At 60.9% G+C, this 25177-nt stretch carries 20 protein-coding genes and 1 pseudogene; 14 read left to right on the top strand and 7 right to left on the bottom strand.

Annotated elements, in window-relative coordinates; all coding sequences use genetic code 11:
* The 3 genes from JFT44_RS18560 to JFT44_RS18550 all read left to right on the top strand — a co-directional run bounded on the left by JFT44_RS18560 (position 1) and on the right by JFT44_RS18550 (position 1459).
* Complete coding sequence (locus JFT44_RS18560) at positions 1-204, top strand: hypothetical protein (RefSeq protein WP_198831014.1); 204 nt, start codon at positions 1-3, stop codon at positions 202-204.
* On the top strand, positions 204-1001 hold the full coding sequence (locus tag JFT44_RS18555) for an aminoglycoside phosphotransferase family protein (protein WP_198831013.1): 798 nt from the start codon (positions 204-206) through the stop codon (positions 999-1001). Before JFT44_RS18560 ends, JFT44_RS18555 begins: the two co-directional genes overlap by 1 nt.
* Positions 1002-1126: 125 nt before the next feature.
* Positions 1127-1459 carry a DUF2790 domain-containing protein gene (locus tag JFT44_RS18550; RefSeq protein WP_057959910.1) on the top strand — a complete coding sequence of 111 codons (333 nt, stop codon included), beginning with the start codon at positions 1127-1129 and terminating at the stop codon, positions 1457-1459.
* Positions 1460-1773: 314 nt separating this feature from the next.
* On the opposite strand, the gene proP is transcribed toward JFT44_RS18550, so the two are convergent.
* Positions 1774-3276, bottom strand: a complete 1503-nt coding sequence (gene proP / locus JFT44_RS18545) for a glycine betaine/L-proline transporter ProP (RefSeq protein WP_057959909.1) — start codon at positions 3274-3276, stop codon at positions 1774-1776.
* Positions 3277-3551: 275 nt separating this feature from the next.
* Here proP and JFT44_RS18540 point away from each other — a divergent pair, with 275 nt between their 5' ends.
* From JFT44_RS18540 to JFT44_RS18520, 5 genes are all read left to right on the top strand, one after another.
* A complete protein-coding gene (locus tag JFT44_RS18540) occupies positions 3552-4886 on the top strand; it encodes an EAL domain-containing protein (RefSeq protein WP_198831012.1) in 1335 nt (444 codons plus the stop codon).
* A gap of 381 nt (positions 4887-5267) precedes the next feature.
* A complete protein-coding gene (locus JFT44_RS18535; protein WP_057959907.1) occupies positions 5268-5933 on the top strand; it encodes a response regulator transcription factor in 666 nt (221 codons plus the stop codon).
* A gap of 113 nt (positions 5934-6046) precedes the next feature.
* Positions 6047-6712: a response regulator transcription factor gene (locus JFT44_RS18530; RefSeq protein ID WP_057959906.1), complete on the top strand. Its 666-nt coding sequence runs from the start codon at positions 6047-6049 to the stop codon at positions 6710-6712.
* On the top strand, positions 6709-9096 hold the full coding sequence (locus tag JFT44_RS18525) for an ATP-binding protein (protein WP_081044264.1): 2388 nt from the start codon (positions 6709-6711) through the stop codon (positions 9094-9096). The genes JFT44_RS18530 and JFT44_RS18525 overlap by 4 nt, the downstream gene beginning before the upstream one ends.
* A complete protein-coding gene (locus JFT44_RS18520) occupies positions 9093-11441 on the top strand; it encodes an ATP-binding protein (protein ID WP_198831011.1) in 2349 nt (782 codons plus the stop codon). Before JFT44_RS18525 ends, JFT44_RS18520 begins: the two co-directional genes overlap by 4 nt.
* 14 nt (positions 11442-11455) lie before the next feature.
* On the opposite strand, the gene JFT44_RS28915 is transcribed toward JFT44_RS18520, so the two are convergent.
* Positions 11456-11590 (bottom strand): hypothetical protein, encoded by a 135-nt coding sequence (locus JFT44_RS28915; protein WP_258571518.1) that lies wholly within the window; start codon positions 11588-11590, stop codon positions 11456-11458.
* A 252-nt stretch (positions 11591-11842) separates the two neighbouring features.
* Here JFT44_RS28915 and JFT44_RS18515 point away from each other — a divergent pair, with 252 nt between their 5' ends.
* The 4 genes from JFT44_RS18515 to JFT44_RS18500 all read left to right on the top strand — a co-directional run bounded on the left by JFT44_RS18515 (position 11843) and on the right by JFT44_RS18500 (position 16965).
* Positions 11843-12391: a fimbrial protein gene (locus tag JFT44_RS18515; protein ID WP_057959903.1), complete on the top strand. Its 549-nt coding sequence runs from the start codon at positions 11843-11845 to the stop codon at positions 12389-12391.
* 153 nt (positions 12392-12544) lie between these two features.
* Positions 12545-13210 (top strand): fimbria/pilus periplasmic chaperone, encoded by a 666-nt coding sequence (locus JFT44_RS18510; RefSeq protein ID WP_307830297.1) that lies wholly within the window; start codon positions 12545-12547, stop codon positions 13208-13210.
* A 171-nt stretch (positions 13211-13381) separates the two neighbouring features.
* Positions 13382-15841 carry a fimbria/pilus outer membrane usher protein gene (locus JFT44_RS18505; protein WP_307830295.1) on the top strand — a complete coding sequence of 820 codons (2460 nt, stop codon included), beginning with the start codon at positions 13382-13384 and terminating at the stop codon, positions 15839-15841.
* Positions 15838-16965 (top strand): fimbrial protein, encoded by a 1128-nt coding sequence (locus JFT44_RS18500; protein WP_057959900.1) that lies wholly within the window; start codon positions 15838-15840, stop codon positions 16963-16965. The genes JFT44_RS18505 and JFT44_RS18500 overlap by 4 nt, the downstream gene beginning before the upstream one ends.
* Before the next feature lie 20 nt (positions 16966-16985).
* On the opposite strand, the gene JFT44_RS18495 is transcribed toward JFT44_RS18500, so the two are convergent.
* Genes JFT44_RS18495 through JFT44_RS18475 form a run of 5 tightly spaced genes read right to left on the bottom strand, consistent with a single transcriptional unit; the run spans position 16986 to position 23448 of the window.
* On the bottom strand, positions 16986-18257 hold the full coding sequence (locus JFT44_RS18495; protein WP_128593577.1) for an FAD-binding oxidoreductase: 1272 nt from the start codon (positions 18255-18257) through the stop codon (positions 16986-16988).
* A 2-nt stretch (positions 18258-18259) separates the two neighbouring features.
* The gene (locus tag JFT44_RS18490) at positions 18260-19831 is read right to left on the bottom strand and encodes an aldehyde dehydrogenase (NADP(+)) (protein ID WP_198799362.1); all 1572 of its coding nucleotides are present in this window, start codon (positions 19829-19831) and stop codon (positions 18260-18262) included.
* Between the two features lie 55 nt (positions 19832-19886).
* Positions 19887-20834, bottom strand: coding sequence for a dihydrodipicolinate synthase family protein (locus JFT44_RS18485; protein ID WP_057441006.1), 948 nt, complete (start codon positions 20832-20834; stop codon positions 19887-19889).
* Between the two features lie 44 nt (positions 20835-20878).
* Positions 20879-21805: a 4-hydroxyproline epimerase gene (locus JFT44_RS18480; RefSeq protein WP_057959897.1), complete on the bottom strand. Its 927-nt coding sequence runs from the start codon at positions 21803-21805 to the stop codon at positions 20879-20881.
* A 26-nt stretch (positions 21806-21831) separates the two neighbouring features.
* Entirely contained in the window at positions 21832-23448 is a 1617-nt protein-coding gene (locus JFT44_RS18475; RefSeq protein ID WP_120733440.1) for an APC family permease, read from the bottom strand.
* Positions 23449-23648: 200 nt separating this feature from the next.
* On the opposite strand from JFT44_RS18475, the pseudogene JFT44_RS18470 reads away from it, so the two are divergent.
* Positions 23649-24413 (top strand): annotated as a pseudogene (locus JFT44_RS18470) (helix-turn-helix domain-containing protein); the annotation flags it as partial.
* 354 nt (positions 24414-24767) lie between these two features.
* Positions 24768-24962: a hypothetical protein gene (locus JFT44_RS18465; protein WP_198818267.1), complete on the top strand. Its 195-nt coding sequence runs from the start codon at positions 24768-24770 to the stop codon at positions 24960-24962.
* The last annotated feature ends 215 nt before the right edge of the window (positions 24963-25177 follow it).

Here is a 25177-nt window from a genome sequence, read left to right as displayed (position 1 = left end):
ATGAAGTACCTGCGCACCTTGAATGCCGCAATGGAACGCTTTCTGAGCCGGTTTCCCCCCACGCAATTCCTGTGCGCCGCCATTGCGTTGACCGCGCTCAACTTCTTATTGGACTACACCGTTGCTTCGTACACCTCTATCTACCTGTCCATGCTCAGCGGTTGGCTGTTTGCCATGAGCTTTCTGAGGTTCCGGGCCCAGTGATGGCGCTGTTTGAGCCTTACCTGAGGCGCTGGGACCTGACCGTCGATGGCGATGCATTCGCCTCGCGCAATGGCAATCTACTGCCCGTTCGCCAGCGCGGCATACCGGCCATGCTCAAAATCTCCCAAGTGGCCGAGGAGCAAGCCGGCAGCTTGCTGATGGCCTGGTGGGACGGCGAAGGCGCAGCGCCGGTGCTGGCACAGGATACCGAGGCTTTGCTGATGGCGCGTGCGCTGGGACCGGCCTCGCTTGTACAGATGGTCAATGGTGGGCGGGATGAGGAGGCCACTCGCATCCTGTGTAGCGTAGTCGCGCGTTTGCATGCACCACGGGCCAAGCCAATTCCCGCCCTGGTTCCCCTGGCGCAGCGGTTCGAGGCACTAGAGTCCGGGGCGGCGAGGCACTGCGGCATCCTGGCACAGTGCGCAAGCACCGCACGCGAACTACTGGCGGCGCCTCAGGATGTCGTGGTCCTGCATGGCGATATCCATCATGGCAACGTGCTGGATTTTGCCGCGTCCGGCTGGCTGGCAATCGACCCCAAGGGCCTTTACGGCGAGCGGGGTTTTGATTATGCGAACCTCTTCTGCAACCCCGATGAAAACGCCCTGGCCCCCGATTGCTTCGCGCGGCGGATCGAGGTTGTCGCCAGCGTGTCAGGTATCGAACGGCGCAGGCTCCTGCAATGGGTGCTCGCCTGGGCAGGGTTGTCGTTGACCTGGATGCTCGAAGACGGTGATGAGCCTGGAGTCACCCTCGGGGCAGCACAACTGGCCGCGTCGGCGCTTAGTCGGTGATGCTTGTTGCCGTTGCAGGCACTGTTTGGTTGCGGATAACAGAAAGGTAATCATCAAGCTACCTTGCTGACAGGGTCGGTTCGTTAATCTCAAGTCTGGAATGAGTGACTTGAGAGGTAAACCCGATGAACCTGTTGAAACTGAGTATTGCTGCATTGGCGTTGTCATTGTCTACGGTCGTGCTCGCCACGGGAGGCAGTGATCGTGCATTTGAGGCGTTGATGAGCGATAACCAGAAAGCCATGGAGGCTTACGCGTTAAAGCATGGCAAGGACCGGCCAGTGGTCCAGGATTATCGCTACGGGATGAAACTGGACATCGCCAAGGTGGTCAGCGTGACCCCGCCGATCCGCTCCTGTGACATCGTACCGTCGCGGATGACCTACGAAGATTCGAGCGGCAAGCTCAACACCATCGAATATAAAGTCATGGGGCTGTGCCGTAACAATGGCCGCTGAAAGGACGCCGCGGCGGGCCCTGCGCCGCAGGGGAGTAACGCACCGTCTGCTCAAGAAAATGGCCCCACACGCCGGGTTTTTGTCATAGGGGCCGTCCAGTTCAGGCAAGCCAGCTCCCACATTGGATTTGTGGTGGGACCGCAATTCTCTGCCCCAATGAGGTCCCCTGTGGGAGCGGGCTTGCCCGCGATGACGGTGTACCAGTCACTATAGTGGGTGACTGACCCGCCGCCATCGCAGGCAAGCCAGCTCCCACATTGGATTTGTGGTGGGACCACAGTTCTCTGTCCCTATGAGATCCCCCGTGGGATCAGTCAGTCAATCCGCGGATGCTGTTGTGCCAGGTTCTTGCGCTTGGCCTCCAGCTCGGCGATCTGCTCGTCGAGGTCTTCGATTTTCTGTTCGATATTGTCGTGGTGTTCCTGCAACAGCTCCCGAGCTTCTTCAATATCCGACGCCGCCGGCGCCGCGCCGCGCAGGGGTTTGTTGGCGGTTTCCTTCATGGTCAGGCCGGTGACCAGGCCCACCACGGCAATGACCATCAGGTAGTAGGCGGGCATATACAGGTCGTTGGTGCTTTCCACCAGCCAGGCCACGGCAGTGGGGGTCAGGCCGGCGATCAGCACCGAGATGTTGAATGCACTGGCCAGGGCGCTATAGCGGATATGGGTGGGGAACATCGCCGGCAGGGTGGACGCCATCACGCCGATAAAGAAGTTCAGCACCACTGCCAGTATCAGCAAGCCTGCAAAGATCAGCCCCAGCTTGCCGCTGTTGATCAGCATAAAGGCCGGAATCGCCAGGGCCAGCAGGCCGATGCTGCCAGCGATGATAAAGGGCCGGCGTCCGACCTTGTCGCTGATAAAGCCGATCAAGGGCTGCACGAACAGCATGCCCACCATGATCGCGATGATGATCAGCACGCCATGGTTTTCGCTGTAGTGCAGGTTGTGTGTCAGGTAGCTGGGCATGTAGGTGAGCAGCATGTAGTAGGTGACGTTGGTCACCGCCACCACGCCGACACAGGTCATCAGGCTGCGCCAGTGTTGGGTGGCGATTTCCTTGAACGACACGCGCGGGCCGCGTGCCAGGCCTTCGCGGTCACCTTGTTCGAGCTTCTCGACATGCTGCTGGAAGGCCGGGGTTTCCTCCAGGGCGTGGCGCAGGTACAGGCCGATCATGCCCAAGGGTAGGGCGAGGAAAAACGGCAGGCGCCAGCCCCATTCCAGGAACTGTTCTTCACCCAGTACCGACGAGATCCCGACTACCACGCCGGCGCCGAGTACAAAGCCGGCAATGGAGCCGAAGTCCAGCCAGCTGCCGAGAAAGCCGCGCTTGCGGTCGGGTGCGTATTCGGCGACGAAGATCGAGGCACCGGTATATTCCCCGCCCACCGAGAAACCCTGGGCCATTTTGGCCAACAGCAACAGGATCGGCGCCCAGATGCCTATCGAGGCATAGGACGGGATCAGGCCGATGGCAAAGGTACTGAGGGACATGATCACGATGGTGGCCGCGAGGACTTTTTGCCGCCCGTATTTATCCCCCAACGCACCGAAGAACAGGCCCCCCAGGGGGCGGATCAGGAACGGCACGGAAAAGGTTGCCAACGCTGCGATCATCTGTACGCCAGGGTCGGCGCCGGGAAAGAACACCTTGCCCAGTACGAAGGCGACAAAGCCATACACGCCGAAGTCGAACCACTCCATGGCATTGCCCAGCGCCGCGGCGGTGATCGCCTTGCGCATCTTGGCGTCGTCGACAATGGTGATGTCTTTCAACCCGATAGGGCCGACACTTTTCTTGCGCGATTTCATACAGGTCACTCTGTTGCTGATCGGTGTCGATGCCATTGTTTTAATGGCATGGTCTATTGGGTCAGATACATGAGGACACTAAATAATTCATCGCTCGACGTTATTTTTCACTAGCGCGCCTATCAGCGCGCGCATTGGCCAGCTCTGATCCCTACCGATCAGCGCTTCGTTGTGGGTCTCCCCGCGAACAAGGGTACTTTTAGTCCCAGTCCTATTTGCATCTTTTTTGGTACTGCTAAGCTTTTTTTCTGGAAAAGTATCGGGAAATTTTTGTCATGATCGTAAATGCCGCCGTGTCTGAGGAGTTCAACGCCCTACGCGTTATCACGTTGGCAGCTGACGTCACCTGTGCCGATCGGTTAGCCGGCGCGCTGAGCAGTATGGGCGTTACAGCGCTGACCAATGCTCAATCGTTGAAGGACGTGGAGGCATGGCTGCTGGAACAGCCGGTGGACGTCATCGTCTGCGAAATTCTCCCGGGATGTGATGATGGGCTGATGCTGCCAAGCCTGCTCAAGGGGCTGCACGAAGCCGGTGCCGTGGCGCAGTTGCCGAGTATCTTCTGGACCGGCAAAGCCACCTTGAATGCCCAACTGCGCGATGTGAAAGGGGGCAGCGTGACTGCCCCGCATACTGGCACCCAGCAGTTCTGGATCAAGTACATGGGGGGGGTGGCCATCAGTGCGTTGGAGTCTCATGCACGATTGGCCCGGGCTGCAGGGATCCTGGTGGAAATTCTGCGTGAAGGCGCAACCCTGGAACTGGGCGATGCCTTGCGAGCCGTGGTGCTGACCCGGGCGAAACCGGACCCGCAGTTGTGCATGACCACATTCGACGCCTTGGCCGAAGATGAAGTGATCAACGCGCTGACCACGGGGGAGGGATTGCGTTTTGTGTTCCAGCCACAATTCGAGCTGTTGAGCCGGCGTGTAGTGGGGGCTGAGGCGCTGGTGCGCTGGAAGCACCCGCGCTTTGGTGAAATCCCGCCGTCGGTGCTGATGCCGTTGGTTAACCGACTGGGCCTGGACCTGTTGCTGTTCAGCCTGGTGGAAATGTGGAGCATCAGGGCGATGCTGGCGCTCAAGCGTGAAAACATCCTGATCCCCATCGCGGTGAATGCATCGGCAAAAACCATTTGCACCCCACATTTTGCCGAACGCCTTGCCACACGGATGCAGCAGGCCGGCTTACCGAACCGTTTGCTGAAAATCGAGCTTACCGAGGACGTACACGAACCGGATGAGCTTCATCTTTCGGCATCACTGACGGCGATCCGCGCCAAGGGTTTCCAGGTGTCCCTGGATGATTTTGGTACCGGCGCGGCTACGCTGAACCTGTTGGCGAACCTATCGTTCGATGAGATGAAAATCGACGGCTCATTCGTGCGTGCTGTAGAGCAGCATTCCTCATCACGCAAGGTGATTGCGGGCATCGTCAGTTGGGCCGGCCTGCTGAATCTGAACCTGGTGGCCGAGGGCATTGAGGATGAGTCCACGATCCCTTTACTGCATCGCCTGGGCTGCCGCGTCGGGCAGGGTTATGCGCTGGCGCGGCCGATGGAAATCGAGGCCTTCTTGAGCTTCCTGATTGAGCGGGGGAAACACCCGTAAAAATATTTCTGTCCGTCTGGCTCTGGGAGGAGGCGGTTTTTAGGAGTGCTCTTATTTCAATTGTTTCGTCATGGCCTTAAATTTCCATCATCGATTTTTTTATATTGTATGCCGCTGGAGTTAACTGCTCTGCCCATTCGATAACCACTGCTGGATGTCTTGAATCTCAAAAAGTCGACTACTTGCCTGGCAACTTAAAGTTTGCCGGTGGGTGTTGTATTGCCTGATCGAAAGTTCGCCTGTTTGTTTTTAATGTGCGATGGCTCAGTTGCACGGATGGAATTGATGTTGTAGGTCCGTCTTCCCTGGCGGCAACTTACCAATGATGAAATAGCGTTATTTTTCATCTTTTTGCTCGTTATACAGAGTGTCCTGTGATCTATGAAACGCTTACAAATTGCTTTGCTGGATGATCATGCAATCGTGCGACATGGCCTGGTCAATCGATTGCTGCAGGAACCTGATTTTGAAGTGGTCGGTGTCTACGCTCGGACGCGTGAACTGTTGGCAGGGTTGGCCAAGGACCCGGCGCAGGTGCTGTTGCTGGACTATGTCCTGGGGCCCAGCGAGTTGGACGGCGTGTTACTGATTCGAGCGTTACGGGTGAAGTTTCCACAATGCCGCATCCTGGTGTTCTCTACGCACCATGACGCCGCTACCGTGATCCTGGCCTTGCGTGCCGGTGCCCGGGGATTTCTCGGCAAGGGTGAAGACATGGGCCAGTTGGTCGACGCCGTCCGGCTGGTGGCGTCGGGGGCGGTTTACCTGAGCCCGGACATGGCCTACAGGGTTGCCGAAGCCACTGCGGTCAACTATGACGGCGAGGCGCGCAATCGCGAGGATGCGTTGCGCTTTGTCAGTCTCTCTGCCCGTGAGCAGGAAGTGATTCGCTGTTATCTGACGGGCATGACCATCACCGAAATTGCTGAGAAATTCAGCCGTAGCATCAAGACCATCAGCACCCAAAAGGCTTCGGCATTTCGCAAGTTGGGTGTGATATCGAACAACGAGCTATTCAAGATCAAGCACCTCATTGAAGGTATCTGAACCTGGCGGGCTGGCGCCGTGTCATTTGCCGGTTATTGCATATACTGTTCTATCGTTGGGTATCCCTGTTTTCGGCAGCGCGGTTTGCGCTGGGTTGAGTGGGCTCGATCATAATGAAATCTATACGTATTGCTTTGTTGGATGATCACGCGGTTGTTCGACATGGTCTGGCCAATACCCTGGCGGCCGAGGCGAACTTTGAAGTAGTAGGCATTTATGAGCGCAGCCGCGACCTGATTGCCGGTCTCGCCACAGCGCCTGCAGACTTGCTGCTACTGGATTTCTCCCTGAGTCCCGAGGAGTTGGACGGCGTGTCATTGATCCGTGCCTTGCGAGTCAAGTTTCCTGCTAGCCACATCCTTGTGTTGTCCACCCATCACGACCCGGCGACCGTGGGCCTGGCCATGCGTGTCGGAGCCCGCGGGTTTGTCGGCAAGGGTGAGGACATGGACCAGTTGGTCAAGGCCATTCGCAAAGTGGCGTCGGGGGCGGTGTACCTGAGTCCTGACATGACCTATCGCCTGGCCGAAACCGTCACCAGTGATACCCGCAAAGGCCCTGGCGAAGTGCCCGACGCCCTGATCCTGGCGGAGTTGACCAGTCGCGAGCAGGAGGTCATTCGTTGTTATCTGGCGGGCATGACCATCACTGAAATTGCCGAGAAGTTCAATCGCAGCATCAAGACCATCAGCACCCAGAAAACCACGGCGTTTCGCAAGCTGGGGGTTACGTCGAACAACGAACTGTTCAAGCTCAACAAAATCATTGGCTCGCCATGAGGCGGTGGTGGCTGGGGGGCGTGCTGTTGTGGTCGCTTGGAGGGACCGTCTTCGCTGCTGGCCCGGTTCAACTGAGCGAGCAGGAGCAGCGCTGGATACAGCAGCATCCGGTGTTGCGGGTGGGCGTGGTCGAAGACCTGATACCTTTTGAGTACATGCGTGATGGCACCCTGCAGGGACGCTCAGCGCATTACCTGCAATTGGTGACCGATGCCACCGGCCTTGAATTCACCTATGTCCCGGGAAAGACCATTGAGATACGCGAGCAAATGCTCCTCGATGGCCAGGTGGATCTGCTGTCCTCTTACTTGCGTTTCAGGACTGAGCCGGCCACCAAGGGCCTTGCCTTGCTGACCTACCAGACCACCTCGCCGATCATCGTGACGCGCTTCGAAGACCCGGATATTTTCGACCTCGACCAACTGCATGGCAAAACCGTGATGGTTCCCGACGTGGATCATTACGAAGAGATCGTCGGAGCATCAGGGATCGAGGTCACGCTGATCAAAAGCAAATCGGCCCTGGAGATGCTGACCCGCGTCCGGGACGGCAGTGCTGACGCGGTCGTTGCCACGGAAATCTTCCTGATGCCTTATCTGTACCGCCAGTTCCAGGGCATCCTGGAGGCTTCAGGTGTGGTCGGCAGCCAGATGCTGGATGTCAGCATGGCGGTTCGCTCGGACCAAGCGCTGCTGCATTCGATCCTCGAAAAAGTCCTGGGCTCGATCACTGCCGAGCAACGCAATGAGATGTACGAGCACTGGTATCACGACCTGGGTCTGGATGTTCCAACCCTGGTTGCCGTCTCCAGCCACTACTGGCATGTACTGATCATGGGGGCGTTGCTGCTGGCCAGCCTGTGTGTGCTGGTCTATCGCGGCCATCTCCGGTGGCGTCAGGCTGTGCGCAACGAGCAGGAAAAAACCATGTTTCTGGCGGTCATGGGCCATGAAATCCGTTCGCCTATGAATGCCGTGCTGGCGGCCATGGAGTTATTGGGGCACACCCGGCTCAATGAACAGCAGCGCCACTTTGTGCACCTTGCCAATGGCGGCGCCAATGCGTTGGTGCGTTTGCTGGATAACGTGCTGGACACGCCAGGCTCGGGTGCGCGGGCGTTGCGCCTGAGCATTGAACCGACCGATGTGACGGCGCTGGTGCAGGGTGTAGTTGGCTTGCACCGCCTGCGCGCCCGGGAAAAGCACCTGAGCCTGAATGTGAGCATCCACACCGCGCTGCCCTTGCTGTTACTCGACAGCTCCCGCCTGACGCAGATTCTTCATAACCTGCTTTCCAATGCCATCAAGTTCACCGATGTCGGCGGTGTCGACATCAAGCTGTACCTGTTGGCCCTACCGGCCGGTGGTCAACAGTTGCAAGTCAAGGTGCGCGACACCGGGATCGGTATCAGTGAAGCGGTACAGGCGTCGTTGTTCCGGCCATATGCCCAGGCCAGTCAATCCTACAAGCGCTCCGGTGGTACCGGGCTGGGCCTGGTGATCTGCCAGCAACTGGCGAACTTGATGCAGGGGTCGTTGACACTCAGCAGTGAGCCGGGGGTTGGCACGACCTTCATCCTCTGCGTGCCGGTAACGGTTGCCCCCCAGACTGCTGAACCACCGCAGGTTCAGCAGTCCGCGCCAGAGGCCGAGACGGACGGCCTGCAAATCCTGGTCGTGGAAGACACCCTGGCCAACCAGGAAGTGCTGCGGGCGCAGATCGGCGGCTTTGGCTGCGAGGCGGTGATCGCCGCCGATGCCGCCCAGGCCCACAGCTTGTTCGTGCAGCAGGCCTACCAATTGATTCTGATGGACTGTGACCTGCCGGACCAGGACGGTTACAGCCTGGTTCGCGAACTGCGTGAGTTCGAGCGCGGCTTGGGGCGTCCACGCTGCCCAATCATTGCCATTTCTGCCCTGACCGGTGAACAGCACCTCAAACGTTGCATGGATGCTGGGATGGACGCCGCATTGAGCAAGCCGATACGCCTTGGGCAACTGCGCGAAGTGATCGAGCGCTGGTGCGACGTCACCCTGGCTGCACCTCGTGCGAGCCTGATGGCCCCTCAACTGGATCAGGCGGCGATCAATCGGGAGATGGCCAGTGACCTGGGGAGCCTGATCAAGGCCATAGCGCTCTGTGACCGCCCCAGCGCCGTCCACGTTGCCCATCGTCTGCACGGTGCTGCGCTGATTATGGAGTGGCTGGCCCTGGGGCAGAGTGCCGAGCATCTGGAGCGCCTGCTGCGCGCGCAGGAGGGCTGGGATTGCCCGGCCTACGCCCAGGCCCTGCGGGCGTTGGTTGAGCATTGGCGGGCCTTGGGCGGGGATGCTCCCCTGGAAGTGCTGCCGCCCGCGCGTGCCTCGCGGGTGACCCAGCGATGAACGCCAAATTGCTACGCCTGCTGCTGATAGCGTTCGTGTTGGGAAACCTGGGCGTCGGGGTGCAGGCAGGCCCGACGCCGCTGGACTTGACCCAGCAGGAGCGTGATTGGATTGCCGCCCATCCGGTGCTGCGTGTTGGCGTATTCGATAACTTGCAGCCTTTTGAATACATCAGCAATGGCCAACTCAGAGGGTTGTCAGCCAAATACCTGGGGTTGATTGCATCGCGCACGGGCCTGTATTTCGAACCCGTCACCACCACTACGCGCAGCGCCCGCAAGGACATGCTGATCAGCGGCGAAGTCGATATCTTGTCCACCCGGCGCCGGGATGATGACCCGGCAAAGGATCTCGGGCTGCGTTACACCACGCCCTACAACACCAGCTCGACCGTTATGGTCAGCCGTTTTGGCGATCAACCGTTTGCCGACTTGGAGCAACTCGCCGGCAAGCGGGTGGTGGTGCTGGGGCGTGAGGAGGATTACGTCGCTTTTTTGAAGCGTAAGGCCCCGGGGATAACCATTGTTTCAGCCCTGAATGCGCTGGACATGATGGCGATGGTCAAGGACGGCCGCACGGACGCGGCGATTGCTTCGGAATGGCTGCTGATTCCCTACCTGTCCCGCCAATATCATGGGGTACTGCAGATTTCTGGGGTGCTGCCGTCGCTGCATACCGGCGTGAGCATGGCAGTACGTGACAGCGATGTGCTCCTGCTGTCTATTTTGGACAAGGTGCTGGCGTCCATCAGCGGCGAAGAGCGCAAGGCGATCTATGACGCCTGGTTTGTGGATATGGACCTGGATATTCCCACCGTCAAGGCCATTGCCGAGCACTACCAAGGTGAGCTGTGGTTGCTGCTGGCCGTGGTGGCAGTGCTCGTCGGGCTGGTCGTGCAAAGTCGCCTGCAACGGCGCCAGGCCATGAACAGCGAACGGGAGAAGGCGATGTTCCTGGCGGTCATCAGCCATGAAGTGCGTTCGCCGATGAACGCAGTGTTGGCCGCCGTGGAACTGCTGGAGCACACCCCGCTCGATGAGCAGCAGCGACATTTCACCAGCTTGGCCAATAGCGGCGCCAATACCTTGCTGCGGCTGGTGGATGATGTGCTGGATATCTCCAAGATGGAAGCCGGGCAACTGGCCCTCAATCTTGAACCGGTGGACCTATGGGCGCTGGTCTTGCGGATAGTCGATGAGCATCGAGCGCAAGCACAGGAAAAGGGCATTGAGCTGCTCGTCACCGGCGAGCGTCCCGGCGCCCCATTGTTGCTGGACGAACTGCGTCTGGCGCAGGTGCTGCGCAACCTGATCTGCAACGCCGTCAAGTTCACCGATGTGGGCCGGGTAGAGGTGCAGTTGCAACAGCTGGAAAAGCCTGCGGTCGAGGTGCGACAGCTGGTGATCCGGGTCATCGATACGGGCATAGGCTTGTCCAAGCAGGCGCAAGCCTCGCTGTTCCGGCCGTATGCCCAGGCCAAGCAATCCTATCGGCGCACTGGCGGTACCGGCCTGGGCCTGGTGATCTGCCGGCGCCTGGTCAGCTTGATGCGCGGCAGGTTGGTGCTCAGCAGCTTGCAGGGGGTCGGTACCCAGGTCGAGGTGTGGTTGCCAGTTGAGCGGGCTGTTTCCCCGCAACTGCCGGCACCTGAGCCTGCGCCGAGCGCGGAATCGGCTAACGGTTTGCAGGTGTTGGTGGTGGACGACTCGCTACCCAGTCGGCAAGTGTTGCAGGCACAACTCGACAGCCTTGGTTGCGCGGCGCTGCTGGCGGCTGATGCCGACCAGGCGGTGGCGTTGTTCAGTGCGCACCGGGTCGATATGGTGCTGATCGACTGTGACTCGCCAGAGGGCGACGCCGAGGGCATGGTCAGCGCGTTTCGTGAGTCGCAGCTCCAACAGGAACGCTCATATTGCCCGATCATCGCGATCTCGCAATTTAGCGGGAATGAATACCTGCAACGTTGTTTCGATGCCGGTATGGATGGTGTACTGAGCAAACCGGTCCAACAGGCCATGTTGCAGCAGATGATTGAACTCTGGTGCGAAGTAACCCCGGCGCCGCAAGTTGCAGAGTACCTGGAAACTCCAGGGTCGCCGGAGGCTGTGCGCCAGGAACTTAACCGCCTCATAGAACTACTTGCCCTGCGCGATCGCGGCATGGCGCTGGAGGCGCTACACAGACTGCGCACTGCCGCGTTGGACGTCGGCTGGGAGGACTTCGCGGCCACCGCGCAGCGTATCGAAGTGCTGTTGCAGGACGAAGTGAACTGGCCAGCAGAAGCGGTTGCGGGCCATGCCCGTAGCCTGCTTGAGCACAGGGCCGGGCTTCCCTGCGGAGCCTAGGTAGAGTAGGGGCTTCACAGCAGGACAGGCTGATCTGGGAATGAGGCAATCGCCGCGAATTGCATGCCCTGCCGCAACATCTGCCTCACCGCCTCGATAAAACTCGATGGCGGCCACCGGTTGTTCGCTGCTTCTGCATTGATAAACATTGCAGCGCCTGTTTTTAGGAGTGCTCCTATAGACGGGTTACTAATGTTTTTCCATTAAATAGTGCAGTGCGACAGTAAGTTTTATAGTGGTTTTAATTGTTGGGAATTTTCCGTGCTCAATTGTTTTTCAGAGCGCTCCTATATTGAGTTCGATGTGGGCTCCCTAAACTCAGCCCCGCAACAGCACAGAAGCTCTCCGATAAACGGAAGCTTTATAACTTACTGTAGAACATCGCTCTCTCGGAGTTACTCATGAATTACAAAGCTCGCGCCCTCGCTGTACTGGTCGCTGCCACCGCCTCTACCGTTGCTCTGGCTTCAGACGGCAAAATCGATTTCAACGGCGAACTGAAAGCCGAAACCTGCAAGGTTGCGGTTAACGGCGCGGCTGGTGCGAGCCCGTCGACTGTCACGCTGCCAACCGTCTCTACCGCTGCCCTGGGAGCAAAAGGCCAAGTGGCAGGCCAGACCGGTTTCAATATCGAGCTGAGCGATTGTTCTGCCGCGCTGAAAACAGCTGCTGCATTCTTTGAGTCGAGCGGCAGCGTTGATGCAACCAGCGGCAACCTGAAGAACGTGAGCGGTACTGCCACCCAGGTTCAGCTGCAATTGGTTGACGCAACCAATGGCAACGCGATCAAGGCCGGCAACACTGCGCAGGTCACTTCCACCAGCCGTATTGCCATCGATGCAACCTCCAAGGCCGCCATCCTGCCATACGCTGTCCAGTACTACGCTCAAGCCCCGACCACTCCGGGTACCGTAGTTGGCTCCGTGACTTACTCCATCAATTATCAGTAAGTCGCCGCTCATGGACACACGCCCTGTTCAGTGACAAAAGGGCGTGCTTCCAGGCAGCAACGGGATTACGTAATGCCTTGCACATCTGCCCTCAGACAATTGCTCCTGGCAAGCCTTGTGACACTGACGTGTTCCCAGGCTATCGGGGGTGTAGTGATTACCGGAACCCGCCTGCTCTACCCGGCGGACCAGAAAGAAATCACGGTAAAACTCAACAACAACGGCACGCAGCCAGCGCTGATCCAGTCGTGGATCGACACCGGCAGCGTTGAGTCGACTCCGACCAGCTCCAAGGCGCCGTTCCTGCTTTCACCGCCGGTGGCGCGCATCGATCCGACCAAGGGCCAAAGCCTGCGGGTGTTGTTTACCGGGGCTCCCATGGCCCAGGACAAAGAGTCGGTGTTCTGGCTCAACGTATTGGAAATTCCACCCAAGCCCGAGGCGGGTGCAGATATCAATACGCTGCAAATGGCATTCCGTTCGCGGATCAAATTGTTTTATCGCCCGACCGGCTTGCCAGGCACTGCCAGCGAGGCGATCGAGCAGGTGCAGTGGCAATTGGTGCCCGCACGCGATGGGCAAGGCTTGGCCTTGCAGGCCTTCAATCCGTCGGCGTTCCATGTTTCGCTGATCGAGTTGGAACTGGTGGCTGGCGCCCAGCGTGAGCGCAGTGAAGACGGCATGATCGCTCCGGGTGAAACCCGCCAATTTGTGCTCCCAACGCTCAAGGTCCGACCGGCTGCGGGTGCTCAGGTGGAGTTCAGCGCTATCAACGATTACGGCGCACTGATCCCGACCCGTAAAGCACTCAAGCCCTGATTAAACCTCAAGTTTTTTAGTCGCGAGTCATTTATGTCGACCTCTTCCAGCTGCAGGCTTTCTCTGCGGGCGCGGCCTTGCTTCGCCTTGAATCCGCTCTCTGCCTTGATCCTCAGGGTATTGGCCATCGCCCCTGGTGCATGGGGTATACAGGGTGCGCTGGCGCAAGAGGTGCAGTTCAACGATGCGTTCCTGCCTGAAGACTCGCGCAATCTCGACTTGGGCGCCTACCAGACCGGCAACCCGGTGATGCCCGGGCAATACCGTGCAGACGTAGTGCTTAACGGCCAGTTGAACAGCCGCCAGGACATTCGCATCGACGCCCAGGCCGACGGCAGTAAGCCGGTGGTCTGCATGACGCGTGGCTTGCTTGAGCGTCAGGGTGTGGAGATGAGCAAGCTGGCGCCTGAAAGCACTTTGGCGCTGGACAGCCAGGGCTGTGCCGCCGTGGGCAGTCTGATCCCGGGTGCAACCGCGAATTTTTCACCGGAAAACCAGGCCCTCGACCTGAGCATTCCCCAGGCGGCGCTGCGGCGCAATGCCCGAGGATACGTCAGCCCGGAACTGTGGGATCGCGGCGTGACCGCAGGCATGCTCAGCTACAGCTTCAATGGCAGCCGTAACCGTACCCGCAGTGGCAACTCTGACTCGGCATTCCTGGGCCTGCACACCGGCCTCAACCTGGGTGACTGGCGCCTGCGCCACAACGCGTCGATGAGCTGGCAGTCACGTCAGGGCAATAATTACCAAGCCCTGGACTCCTATGCGCAACGCGACATCACCGCGTTGAAAAGCCAACTGACGGTGGGTGAGTCCAACACCTCCGGCGAGATCTTCGACACCCTGTCCTACCGTGGTGTGCAACTGGCCAGTGACGACCGCATGCTGCCCGACTCCATGCGCGGCTATGCCCCGGTGATCCGTGGGATTGCCCGCACCAACGCCCGTGTGACCATTCGCCAGGCCGGCAACATCCTGCTGGAAACCACCGTGGCTCCCGGGGCATTTGTGATTGATGACCTGTATTCAACCGGCTATGGCGGCGACCTCAGTGTCAGCGTGGCGGAAGCCGACGGCACTGAGCAGAACTTCATCGTGCCCTATGCCTCGGTCAGCCAGTTGCTGCGCCCCGGTACCTCGCGCTTCAGCCTGACCGCAGGCGAGACCCGCAATAACTACGTCGACAAGCAATCGCGCCTGCTACAAGGCACTGTGCAATATGGCCTGAACAATACGTTCACCGGATTTGCCGGGATGCAGTCCAGCGATGACTACACCGCCGTGCTCACCGGCCTGGCGTTTGGCACGCCGATCGGTGCCATGGCCATCGACTTGACTCACGCCCAGACTGACCTGGCCACTGGTGCCGCCAAAGGGCAGAGCATGCGGGTGTCCTACAGCAAAAATGTGCTCAGCACGGGCAGTAACTTCACCGTTGCGGCTTATCGTTTTTCTACCAGCGAATACCTGGACTTCAGTAACGCCATGCAACTGCTCGATGCCGAGAAAACGGGGTGGGACACCAGCATGTTCGGGCGCCCGCGCAGTCGCTTTTCGGTCACCGCCGACCAGAGCCTGGGGGAGTGGGGGCAAGTGGCAATCAGCGGCTATGCGCAGAACTACTGGAACCTGCCGGGCAGTGATTTGCAGTACCAGTTCAGCTACAGCAAGCAGTTCAATCGCATCAGCTTCAGTGTGAACGCCAACCGCAGCCGCATGGGCCTGGGGGACATGGAAAACAGCTTTTTGCTGACCATGAGCATGCCTCTGGAATTTGACGGTCCAGGCTTCAGCCCGCAAATGACCGCACAGGTAGGACGTGACTCCCAAGGCAACTACAGCGAGCAGGCCGGCATCAGCGGCACCGCTGGCGAGGACCGTCAATATGGCTACGGCGCGACGGTCGGCCATGACGGTGCCAGTAACAGCAAGAGCGCGGCCCTCAATGGCCAATACACCGGCGCGCGCGCCATGCTCAGCGCTGCCCTGGGACGCGGTGATGGCTACACCAGCGCCTCGGTGGGCGCGAGCGGCAGCGTGGTGGCGCATGCCGATGGGGTGACCATGACTCCTTATCGCGGTGAAACCATGGCGGTGGTCAGTGCCCCGGGTGCGCAGGGGGCCAAGGTGTCCGGCTACCCTGGCCTCAAGCTCGACAGCCGCGGCAATGCCGTGGTTCCGTACCTGCGGCCATATGAGTTGAACGAAGTGGCAATCGACCCTATTGGTAGCTCGCTGGACGTCGAACTCAGCGAAACCAGCCAACAGGTGGCCCCGCGCGCCGGTGCGGTGGTGCACCTCAAGTACACCACCAACCAGGGCCGCGCAGTATTGCTCAACGTACGCCTCGACGATGGCAGCAGCCTGCCCTTTGGTGCTGGCGTGACAGATATCGACGGCACCTCGGTCGGCGTGGTCGGGCAGGGTGGCCAGCTCTACGCACGGATCAAGCCGCAAACCCGTCAGTTACTGATCAACTGGGGAAGCAAGACCCATCAACAGTGCGCACTGGTCATCCCGGCGGGCCCCGGCGAAGGGCAGCAATTGCAACAGGTAGACGCGGTTTGTGCGGCCGGTAAGCAAGTCGCTGGCAGCGTGCAGCCCAACACTCTTCAAAAGGTACAGTTATGAACATTGGCGCTTTGATCAAGGCGGGCCTGGCCGTCGCGGCATTGTGGGCGGCGGCGGGGACGGCCATGGCGGTCACTTGCACCTACATGGAGGGTATCCAGCCGGCCGTGGGCTCCATGCCATTGCAGATTTCGGCGATCACTATCGGGCGCGATCTGCCGGTGGGTACCGAGGTATATCGTCAGCGCTTCAGCATGGCTGCGGGCCAGGCGCCCAAGCTTGAATGCCTCTATGCCCCGTATCAGCAGTGGACTGAGATGACAGTCGACTCCCGTTATCCCATGGCCAATGTGTCCAGCGGGACCTACGCCAACAAGGTCTATAGAACCAGCATTCCGGGGCTGGGGGTTGCCTTCAACAGCTCGGGCGGCCTGCTGCCAAGGCAATCTGGCAAGGCATGGACCACATGCACATCTGGCTACAGGTGTGTGGTCCCATTTGACGGGCCTTCGAACTTTGAGCTGATCTTGATCAAACTGGGCGATGTAACGCCTGGTGTATTGGTGGGCAATACGTTGCCGGTCGTCAGTCTGTACGGCAACTTCGGCGATGCGAGAATGCGCGGCTTCAGTATGGGGATCTCCGGCAATATCCAGATTGTCTCGAGTACCTGCCGTACACCGGATGTCTCGGTGCCCATGGGCTCTCATCTGACCTCCAAGTTCACCGGGCTCAACAGCAGCACGGGCTGGACGGATTTTTCCATCGCTTTGAATGACTGCCCGGCGTTCAACGGGATCTATACGACAACGGGGCCGGCCTGGTCATCGCAAAGTGGAAATTTTCCTTCTGGTACGAACATCGGCAGTGGCTCTCTGGTGCGTAACACCCTGCAGTACCGCATCGACCCCGCGCGTACGGCGATCAACACGAATAACGGTGTACTGAGCCTCGACCCTGGCGCCACGGGCAGTGCGCCCGCCGCCACAGGGGTTGGCGTGCAGGTGCAGAACCGCAACGGCAACTCGGTCATCCTTGGAACCAACCAAAGCAGCGGCCTCACCCTGCGCCCCAACGAGGGGAGTTATACGATCCCCTTGCGCGCCCGCTACCTGCAGACGGCGAGCAAGGTAACCCCCGGCCCGGCGAATGCCTCGGCGACGTTTACGATTATTTACCAGTGATTGCTCCTGCTAGGTCTGCGTCAGAACCGATCCAGCCGATAGGCCGCCAATGCCGGCAATCCCTGGGGCTGAGGCACATAAATCGGCGATACCCACTGCGCGATCAGCTCGGCAGTGACGGCCGCTTGCGTCAACCCCAAATGTTGATGCCCGAAAGCAAGCAACACTCTGCCGTCGCACACCCGGTCGATGATCGGCAGCGAGTCCGGCAACGACGGCCGAAAGCCCATCCACGGCGTGGCGTCCTCAGCGCTCAGTTCGTCACGCAACAGGCCGCGGCTGAGCCTGTGCAACTGCCAGGCGCGCTGCATGTTTGGCGGGCGGTCGAGGCCGGCGAATTCCACGGTGCCGGCCAGCCGTAGCCCATCGCTCATGGGCGTCATGATGAACTTGCGTTCCAGTGAGGTGACGGCGAAGGGCAGGCGATCTTGTTCATGGGGCAGCATCAGGTGATAACCGCGCTCGGTGTCCAGGGGCACCTTTTTGCCGGTCAGCGCCTGGGTGAGCCTGGCCGAGTGGGCGCCGCAGGCGATCACCACCTGGCGTACGGCCAAGCGGCCCTGGTCGGTGATCAGTGCAACGCCCTGGGCCTGAAGCTGGCCGTCCCGGACCTGGCGCTTGAGAAAGGTCACGCCGCTGGCCTTGGCGGCCTCGACCAGTTCGCACACCACGCGATACGGATCGAGGAAATGCCCGGTGCGGGGAAAGAACAAGCCCCCCTGGATCCGCTCGCTTAATTGCGGTGCGGCCTGCTGCACGGCGTCGGCCGACCAGCAGTCCACCGGCACATTCTGCTGGGTCATGCGCGCTTGCAAACCCTCAATTGCTTGCCGCGATTCGGCACGCTCGAACACCAGCAGCGAGCCGTCCTCGCGCATCAACTGTGGCCGGTCGATGTTCGCCAACAAGCGCTGCCAGGCGCCCAGGCTGCTTTCGTTGAGGGCACGGATGCCGGCGACCGTGCGCTGGTAAGCTGCCGGGCGCAGGTTTAACAAGAGGCGAGCAAACCAGGGCAGCGCACGGGGCAGGTATTTCCAGTCCAGGCGCAGCGGCCCCATGGGATCCATGAGCATCGCGGGCAGGCGCATCAGGATCGACAGGTCGGCGATGGGGAACACCTGTTCGGTGGCCAAATGCCCGGCATTGCCGAACGAGGCGCCCATCCCCGGTTCCTGCTGGTCGATGACCACCACGCGCCGGCCCTGGTGCGCCAGTTGCAGCGCGCAGGCGACGCCGATGATGCCGGCGCCGACCACCGCGATGTCGATCTCGGGTTGACGATTGTCGAGCATGATCAGGCTTCTCTCTGGCCGTCGAGCAAGCGTCGCAGCCGCAGCGGATTGCCTTGTTTCAGTGCGTCGGGCAGCAGGCTGTCGGGGAAGTCCTGGTAGCACACCGGCCGCAGGAAGCGCAGGATCGCGGCGGTGCCGACCGAGGTCGAGCGCGAGTCCGAGGTCGCGGGGAAGGGCCCGCCATGCACCATGGCATCACACACCTCGACCCCGGTCGGCCAGCCGTTGACCAGCAGCCGGCCAGCCTTGCGCTCAAGTGCCGGCAGCAATGCCCGTGCCTGTTCAACATCGCCCTCATCCAGGTGCAGGGTGGCGGTCAACTGGCCTTCGAGGTGCTCAGTCACTTGGCGCATTTGCGCGTTGTCGGCGCACTGCACCAGGAGCGAGGCGGCGCCGAAGACTTCGGCCTGCAAATGCGGGTTGGTAAGGAAGTCTTGCGCGTGGGTAGTAAACAGCTGCGCCTGGCATTGGTTCGGCCCTTGCGCCGGCAACCCGCAGGCCAGGCAGTGGGCATGCTCAGCCAGTGCGCTGACGCCCGCCTCATAGGCCTGGAAGATGCCCGGTGTGAGCATGGTCTGCGCCGGGCTGCGTTGCAGCAAGTCGCTGGCGAGGCTGACAAACTGCTGCAGTTCCGGACCTTGAACCGCAATCACCAGGCCGGGGTTGGTGCAGAACTGCCCGGCGCCCTGGGTCAATGAGGCAACAAACCCTTGTGCCAGCGCTTCGCCGCGCGCCTTGAGGGCGCCCGTAAACAGGTACACCGGGTTGATGGCGCTCATTTCCGCGTACACCGGAATGGGCTCCGGCCGTGCCTGGGCCGCCTGGCACAAGGCAATACCGCCACTTTGCGAACCGGTGAATCCCACTGCCTTGATCCTTGGGTCGCTGACCAGGGCAATCCCCACTTCGCGTCCGGAACCGTACAGCAGGGAAAACACGCCCTCGGGCAGACCACACTGCTTCACGGCACGTGCCAGCGCGCGGGCCACCAGTTCGCTGGTGCCGGGGTGGGCGCCGTGGGCCTTGACGATCACCGGGCAACCGGCGGCGAGGGCTGAAGCGGTATCACCGCCGGCCACCGAGAACGCCAGCGGGAAGTTACTGGCGCCGAATACGGCCACCGGGCCCAGCGGCACCTGGCGTTGGCGCAGGTCGGCACGGGGCAGGGGCTGGCGGCCTGGTTGGGCGCCATCGACCCGCACGTCCAGCCATTCGCCAGCGCGTACGGTGCGGGCGAAGGTGCGCAGTTGCTGGCAGGTGCGGCCCCGTTCGCCCTGAATCCGCGCGTGGGGCAAGCCGGTTTCGGCCACGGCACGCTCGATCAGTTCATCGCCGAGGGCTTCGATTTCGCTGGCGATGGTTTCGAGGAATTCAGCACGCGCCGCCAGGGATGTCTCGCGGTAGCTGTCGAAGGCTGACCACGCCAACGCGCAAGCCTGGGCCACCTGCTCGGTGGAACCGCCGGGATAGGCCGGCTCCAGCGCAGCATCGGTGGCTGGGTTGATCGCACGGATGGCTGTGCGGGTGCCGGGAATGGAGTGCTGACCGATCAGCATATTGCCTGTCAGAGTCATGGCCTGTTCCTGAAAAAAGAAGGGACGCCGCTGTGTAGCAGCGGCGTACGAGCAGTCAGTCGACGTTCTGTTCTGCCGACCAGTTGGCGTACCACTGGCGGAACAGCGCGTACTGGTGCTCGGCATACCGGCGTTGGGCATCGCTGAGCACATCGCTGTCGTTGAAGTGCAGGCTGTATTCCAGGTCGCCATTGAGCACCATCAGGTGCTTGTAATAGAGCACCAGGTCGCAGCCTTCATCGAAGGACGACAGCACCGCCAGCGCCGCTTCCAGCTCCCGGGCCTGGCGCCGGGCCTTGGCATCGCCCTTGGCAGCCTTCTTACTCAGGGCCACCAGTTGCAGGACTTCCCGTGGCAGGGCGTTGCCGATGCCAGTGATCGCGCCGGTGGCGTTGCAGTTGACGAAACCGTGCACCACCTGGGTATCGACACCGACCATCAGGGTCACGTCATCGTCTTTGGAAGTGATGTGTTCGGCCGCATAGCGCAGGTCGGCACCGCCGCCGAACTCCTTGAAGCCGATCAGGTTCGGGTACTCGCGACGCAGTTCAAAGAACAGGTCGGCGCGGGTGGCGAAGCCGTAGTAGGGGCTGTTGTAGATCACCGACGGCAGGTTCGGTGCGGCGCTGAGGATCGCCGCGAAGTGGGCCTTTTGCGCAGTGGCCGAAGCGCCACGGGACAGCACCCGTGGGATGACCATCAAACCGTGGGCGCCGACCTTGGCGGCGTGGGCGGCATGGGATATTGCTTCACGGCTGTTGACCGCCCCGGTGCCGACAATGGTCGGGATGCCCGCAGCCACCAGGCGCGCCACGCCTTCCTGGCGCTGGGCTTCGGTGAGCAACGGCCAGTCGCCCATGGAGCCGCAATACACCACGGCGCTCATGCCGATGTCGATCAGTTCGCGGCCCTTGGCGACCAGGGCGTCGAAGTCCGGCTGACGCTCGGCGGTGCACGGGGTCATCAGGGCAGGGATGCAGCCGGTGAAAATGTTATCGCTCATGGTTCTATCTCCTTGGAAGGGTCTGTTGTAACGCTGCCGGGTGCTCAAATGCCCCAGGCGAAGGGGTCCTGTTCGTCGATCAGCAAGGTGCTGTCGGCGGTCATATAGGCGCGGCCGGTGATGAAGGGGCGGATGCGTTCGCCCTCCCATTCAAAACGGCCTTCGAATTGGCTGGCGGTGATGCTGGCTTGTACCCAGGGCTCACCGGCCTGAAGCTTTCCATCGGCGGCCAGGCACGCCAGCTTGGCGCTGGTACCCGTGCCGCAGGGCGAGCGGTCGTAGGCCTTGCCGGGGCACATGACGAAGTTGCGGCTGTCGGCCTGGTCGTCATCGGCGAACAGTTCGATATGGTCGATCAACGCGCCGTCTGCGCCATGGATGCCTTGGGCTTCGAGGGCCTTGAGCATGGCCCAGGTGAAGTCGGTAAGGACCTCGACATTGGCCATGTGCACATCCTGGCCGTGCTCGGACACCAGGAAAAACCAGTTGCCGCCCCAGGCGATATCGCCGTAGATCCGGCCATGCCCCGGTACATCCACGGGCACCTGCTGGCGATAGCGATAGGCGGGCACGTTGCGCAGGGTGACCGCGCCGTCCTCATGCAGGGTGGCGCTGACTTGGCCCACCGGCGTGTCGATGCTGTGCACCCCTGGCGCGATGCGGCCCAAGTAGTGCAACGAGGCAATCAGGCCGATGGTGCCGTGGCCACACATGCCGAGGTAGCCGGCGTTGTTGAAAAAAATCACCCCGCAGGTGGCCCCCGGCGAAACCGGCTCGCAGTACAGCGCGCCGACCAGTACATCGTTGCCACGGGGCTCCAGCAGGCAGGCGCGGCGCCATGGGTCGTGCTCGGTGCGCAGGCTCTCGAGCTGCTCGGCGATGGTCTGGCCGGCCAGCTGCGGGAAGCCATTGATGATCAGGCGCGTCGGTTCGCCGCCGGTGTGGGAGTCAATCACATGCAGTCGTTTCATCCAGCTATTCCTTGGTGATTGGCCAATTACGCGTTCGCCGGGTGCATGCCGGTAGTGGGCAGCACGGCTTCGCTTTCGTCGTCTTCGTGTTCCAGTTCTACCAAGTGCGCCGGCACGCCGGTGGCCGCACCCCAGTAGTAGATGCCCATGGCGCAGGCGGCGACGACCAGGGTGTCGAAGGGATGACTGAGCACGCCCAGGCCGCCGAAACTACCGAGTTTCGACAGCACCATGGTCACGGCGTAGAAGCCGATCAGCCACGCGCTGGAGCGCACTTGCTGGGCGATGCTCAGGTGCTGGGTCGGCACCAGGCGGCGGCACAGCAGGTACACCACAAACATCACGATTTGCAGGCCCAGCAGCCAGGACACGGTGTTCCAGCCCGACCAGTAGACGATCAGCGCGGCGATGATGAACGACAGCGGGCCCAGCACACTCATCCACTTGACCCGGAACGGGCGCGGCATGTCCGGTGCATTGCGTCGTAACGCAGCCACGCACACCGGGGCCACGGCGTAGCTCAACACCAGGGCGGCGGACACCACATTGATCAGCGCTTCCCAGGACGGGAACGGCAGGGTCCAGAACACCGACAAGCCAAAGGTCAGCCACAACGCCGGGCGCGGGATGCCGGATTTCTCATCAATACGCGTGAAAATCTTGAAGAAGGTGCCGGTCTGCGCCCAGCCATAGATCACCCGTGGCGTGGCGTTCATATAGATATTGCCGCAGCCGCTGGGGGAGATCACCGCGTCGGCCACCACCAGGTAGGCCAGCCAGCCCACGCCCAGGGCCAGGGCGATATCGCGATAGGGCAGGGCCAGTTCCTTGCTGATGCCGGCCCAGCCATTGGCGAGCATTTCGGTGGGCACGCCGCCGAGGAAGGCCACTTGCAGCAGCACATAAATTGCCGTGGACAGCAGCACCGAAAGGATCAGGGCAATGGGAATGGTGCGTTGTGGGTTTTTCACTTCGCTGGCCACCGAGATGATCGGCGTCAGCCCCAGATAGGCAAAAATCACCCCGCCGGCGGACACCGCCATTTCAATCCCCGACAGGCCGAACGGCGCGAACCCCTGGGAGTGGAAGTTGGCCGGTTTGAAGAAGGTGAACAGCACGCCAATCACCAGCAGCGGCACGATGAACTTGAAAATGCTGACCAGGTTATTGGCGATGGCGAAGGTCTTGACGCTGCGGTAATTGAGCACGAAAAACAGGCAGAGCAGGCCGAACTGCACCAGCCAGCCGAGGGGGGTGGGGTCGCTGGAGCCAGCCTTGGTCAACTCGGGAAACCAGGCGGCGGCATATTGCCTTGCGGCAACCACTTCAATCGCCACCAGGCTGGAAAACGCGATCAGCGTGATAAAGCCCATCAGGTAGCCCAGCAGCGGGCCGTGGGAATACACCGGGTAGCGCACCACGCCCCCGGCACGGGGCAGGGCGGCGCCCAATTCGCAATACACAATGCCCAGCAACAGCACGGCAAAACCGCCGAGCAACCAGGAAAAAATCCCCGCGGGGCCGGCAATGGACGACACGTGACTGGCGGCAAACAACCAACCGGAACCGAAGATGGCTCCCAGGCCGATAAAGGTGAGGTCGATCAGAGACAGCTGTTTCTTGAACTTGCCTTGGGCTGACATAGCGGCGCCTTCTTGTGGGTTATTGGATAGGCATGCAGTGGCGCTACAGTGAACCCATCGGCGCGCTGGCGATTGATGTTTTGCGCGGCTATCAATGACGAATTCAGCACAATTGCCAGGTGGGCAACGGCACTCGACAGGGCCCCGGCCATCGGGCAATCTGCTGGCCCGGCGAGGCGATAAACGAGGCGGTGAGCGGCATGATGCACAACGCGTTTGCAGCCCTGTGCCAGGGCGATGAGCAGCGCCCCCACAGCCTCGAACAGCTGCTGGCGGGCGTGGCCATGCTGTTACCGATGCTCGACGTGATCCCCAATGCGACGATGTTTATAAAGGATGTGCAGGCGCGCTATGTCATGGCCAACCACACCCTGGTGCAGCGCTGTGGCTTGAAAGACCGGCGCCCGTTACTGGGCAAGACCAGCGCCGAAGTGTTCCCCGCGCAGTTGGGGCCGGGCTATACCGAACAGGATCGGCGCGTACTGGAACAGGGCCTGGTACTGGAGGACCAACTGGAGTTGCACCTGTACGGCAGCCGCGAACCCGGTTGGTGCCTGACCCACAAATGGCCGTTGTATAACCGCGAGGGGGCGATCATCGGCTTGGCTGGGATTTCGGTCGACCTGCAATCCGCCAGCGAGACCCACCCGGCCTATCAGCGCCTGGCGGCGGTGGACGAACACATCCGCGCCCATTTCAACCAGCGCGTGACCCTCGGCGAACTGACACGCATCGCCGGCATCTCGGTGGCGCAACTGGAGCGTTACTGCAAGCGCGTATTCCACCTGACACCCCGGCAGATGATCCAGAAAGTGCGCCTGGAACATGCCCATCGCCTGTTGCACACCGAGTTGCCGATCACCGAAGTGGCCTTGCAATGCGGCTACACCGACCACAGTGCATTCACCCGCCAGTTCAAGGCATTGACTGGCTTTACGCCGCGTCAGTATCGGCAGGCCACCAGCCAAGGAGTGGGCGCAAGTCCCTGTGACAGATGGCTTGCCAGCGATAGCGGTGGGTCAGCCAGCATCAATCCCAGCAATGCCGCCGCCATCGCAGCCTCGCTGGGGCTCGACAGCTCCCACCTCGATCTTCAGGGGGTGGAGGATTGCATTTCAGCTGTCACCGCAGGATGCATACGATGCTCAATGTGCTGAAGATCCAATGTGGGAGCTGGCTTGCCTGCGATAGCGGTAGCTCAGCCAACATCAACCCCAGCAATACCGCCGCCATCGCCGCCTCGCCGGGGCTCGACAGCTCCCACCTCGACCTTCAGGGGTTGGAGGATTGCATTTCACTGCCACCGCAGGATGCATACGGTGCTCAATGTGCTGAAGATCCAAGGTGGGAGCTGGCTTGCCTGCGATAGCGGCGGGTCAGCCAACATCAACCCCAGCAATGCCGCCGGCATCGCCGCCTCGCTGGGGCTCGACAGCTCCCACCTCGATCTTCAGGGTTTGGAGGATTGCGTTTCAGCTGCCATTGCAGGATGCATCCGGTACTCAATGTACTGAGGATCCAAGGTGGGAGCTGGCTTGCCTGCGATAGCGGTAGTTCAGCCAACATCAACCCCAGCAATGCCGCCGGCATCGCAGCCTCGCCGGGGCTCGACAGCTCCCACCTCGATCTTCAGGGTTTGGAGGATTGCGTTTCAGCTGCCATTGCAGGATGCATCCGGTACTCAATGTACTGAGGATCCAAGGTGGGAGCTGGCTTGCCTGCGATAGCG

It is taken from the genome of Pseudomonas sp. MF5691 (assembly GCF_016405645.1).
GTDB lineage: Bacteria > Pseudomonadota > Gammaproteobacteria > Pseudomonadales > Pseudomonadaceae > Aquipseudomonas > Aquipseudomonas shahriarae.
Note: the sequence above shows the minus strand (reverse complement) of the source record. Positions and strands in the feature narration are given on the sequence as shown.